The 2,835-nt window shown below is 63.6% G+C and carries 3 protein-coding genes and 1 pseudogene (1 of these 4 cut by a window edge); all 4 read left to right on the forward strand.

All coding sequences use genetic code 11. From position 1 onward, the window contains the following. Positions 1-510 (forward strand): thiamine pyrophosphate-binding protein, encoded by a 510-nt coding sequence (locus GQE99_RS21400; RefSeq protein WP_456237977.1) that lies wholly within the window; start codon positions 1-3, stop codon positions 508-510. Further along, a complete protein-coding gene (locus tag GQE99_RS01270) occupies positions 510-1,598 on the forward strand; it encodes a thiamine pyrophosphate-dependent enzyme (protein ID WP_456237980.1) in 1,089 nt (362 codons plus the stop codon). The genes GQE99_RS21400 and GQE99_RS01270 overlap by 1 nt, the downstream gene beginning before the upstream one ends. 241 nt (positions 1,599-1,839) lie before the next feature. Continuing rightward, the gene (locus GQE99_RS01275; RefSeq protein ID WP_235917061.1) at positions 1,840-2,184 is read left to right on the forward strand and encodes a MarR family winged helix-turn-helix transcriptional regulator; all 345 of its coding nucleotides are present in this window, start codon (positions 1,840-1,842) and stop codon (positions 2,182-2,184) included. 290 nt (positions 2,185-2,474) lie between these two features. Continuing rightward, a pseudogene (locus GQE99_RS01280) lies at positions 2,475-2,835 on the forward strand (TAXI family TRAP transporter solute-binding subunit) (its annotated part continues 300 nt past the right edge of the window); the annotation flags it as partial.

Genomic DNA, 2,835 nt, shown 5'->3' on the forward strand with positions numbered 1-2,835 from the left:
TTGCATGAAGAACACGCAGTGGCGATCGCGCACGGCTGGGCCAAGGTGACCGAGCAACCCCTGGGCGTGATCCTGCACGCCAACGTGGGGCTCATGCATGCGGCGATGGCACTATATAACGCCTGGTGCGACCGGGTGCCAATGCTTGTCTACGGCGCCACCGGACCGGTCGATGCGGCCAAGCGGCGGCCGTGGATCGACTGGTTGCATACCTCGCGGGACCAGGCGGCGGTGGTGCGTCCTTACGTGAAGTGGGACGACCAGCCGGCCTCGCTTGATGCCTCGTTGGCATCCATGCTGCGCGCCGCGTCGATCACGGCCACGCCCCCGATGGCGCCCACCTATGTCTGTTTCGACGTGAGCGTTCAGGAAGAAAANGCTGGATGTCCTGCCGGCGCTTCCCGACCCGGCGCGCTACGCNNNNTGCCCCGCAGCGACCGGCTGTTGCCGCGCCGGATGCGAAAAAGCTGTGGGACATGCTCGAGGGCGCAGAGGCACCGGTTTTCCTGATGGGGCGGGTTTCGCGCGATGGCCGAGACTGGGAGCGCCGGGTTGCGCTGGCCGAACGCTTCGGCGCCAAGGTGGTGACCGACATCAAGGTAGCGGCCGCCTTCCCGACGCGCCATCCGCTGCATGCTGGAGCGCCGGGCTACTTCCTCTCGCCCGAAGCGGGCAAGGTGATCGCGGACGCGGATCTTGTCGTTTCCTTCGACTGGGTCGACCCTGCGGGGACACTGGATCAGGCCGGGTTGAAGCCCGGCGCGACCCGCGTGGTTAACGTGACGCTCGAGCCCTTTCTTCAGAACGGCTGGTCGCTGGACCACCAGGCGATGCCGGCCACGGATTTCACGCTATTGGCGCGCCCCGATGATGTGGTCAAAGCGCTTTGCGACATCGGTCACGTCGCGGAGCAGGGCGAGCAGGCGCTCTTGGTCGCTGATCCCAAGCCACGGGCGAAAGGCGAAATCTCAGTCGACAGCCTTGCAGACGCCTTGGCCCTGGCGGTTCGGGGGCATGAGCCCAGCTACCTGCGCCTGACGCTCAGCTGGAACGGCGAGAAATGTGATTTCGCGGGACCCTTGGACTACCTCGGCTACGATGGCGGTGCGGGCATCGGCTCCGGCCCCGGCATGGCGGTCGGCTCCGCCTTGGCGCTGCGCGGGCAGGGGCGTTTGCCTGTGGCAGTGCTGGGCGACGGGGATTTCCTGATGGGCTGCACGGCGCTTTGGACGGCCGTGCATCACGAGGTGCCCTTGCTGATAGTGGTGGCCAACAACCGATCCTACTTCAACGACGAAATCCACCAGGAACGTATTGCCCGCGACCGCGGCCGCCCCGTCGAAAACAAGCACGTAGGCCAGGCCATCGACGAGCCGGACATCGATATCGCCGCCATGGCGCGCGCNAGACTTGGGCGAGGTATTTGCCGAAGCGATCGCCGCGGTGGGCCGTGGATCGGTCGCGGTGGTCGATGTCCGTGTGCGTCCGGGCTACAGCGAGGCAATGGCGGCAGGAATGACGCAGGAATAAGCTTGTTTGCTCATACCTTGAGGGATCAATCACGGTTTCGCAAAGCGCACTTGCCAGACCCGGACTGAACGGCCATCCTGCGCTTCAATGCCCGGTCCGGCCGGAAAAGGGTATTCGAACAAGGGGTTGATCTGCGATGAGCGAAGATGTTTCGGCAGAGGGCAAGACGCCGGCCCCCAAGGTCGGCGGCGCCCCGGATTACGACGAAGAACGTCTGGCTCGTCTCATCCGGCTCGCCGCGCGGTCTTTCAACCGTTCGCTTCAGATGCGCCTGACCAGCGAAGGTGTGACCTTCGGGCAATGGATTTNTTGTCGCAACGTGAACTGGCCGAGCGCGCAAACCTCACGGAGCCCACGACCCACACCGCGCTTCTTCGGATGGAGGAGCAGGGATTCATCGCACGGCGCAACGTCGGTGATAACAGGCGGCGCGTACATGCCTTTCTGACCGAGCGTGGCTGGGAATTGCGCGACGTGCTTGAGCCGATGGCGGTGGAGAGCAACGATATCGCGGTCAAAGGATTGAGCGAAGACGAAGTGAAGGTCCTGCGGCACGGTTTGACGACCATCATTCGCAATCTCGAACAAGACGAGAAAGATGGTGCCGCGCGCGGACTCCGGGTCCCGCCGACCCGTTCGCTGGCCAAGATTTGACGGGCGCCGCCGGCGCCTACCCCTACATTTCCTGATTAATCTGCCCAATCAGGCTTCCCGACCTCCTCGGCGCGCAACCAGCGCGCGAGAAAGAGGCCAGGCGAGCCAGCAGCGGTTTAAAAGCTATAAATGAGATATCTAATTTATTGACGCGCCATCTTGTCGGCGCTAAAAACATAGACGTCTAAATTCCAGTAGCGATCACCCGGGATCCCCGGCATCCGCGATGGGATGGACAAGAACCCAGAACCGCTGGGAGGCGGTTCGTGGAAATCCAAGGGAGGAGACTTATGAAGTACTCGATTCTGGCCGCAACGCTTGGCCTCGCAATCTCGTCGACGGCGGTGTCCGCCGATCCCGTGAACCTGACCCTGTCGGGCGGCAACCCGGGTGGCCTGTGGTCGCTTCTGGGTGCCGGCATCGACCGTGCCGTCAAGGCCGATGACGGCGATTCGGTCGTCACGTATCAGGCGACCGGCGGCGGCTTCGCCAACATCGGTCTGCTTGGCAGTGACCGGACCGACCTGGGCCTATTGCACGACGCCGAAGCGCAGATCGCTCTTCAGGGCGGAGAGCCGTTCGGTGAACCCATCGAGAACATGCGTGCCATCGGCTACATGTACAACTGGGCGCCGATGCACTTCTTCCTCG

This window comes from Maritimibacter harenae (genome assembly GCF_009882975.1).
Lineage (GTDB): Bacteria > Pseudomonadota > Alphaproteobacteria > Rhodobacterales > Rhodobacteraceae > Maritimibacter > Maritimibacter harenae.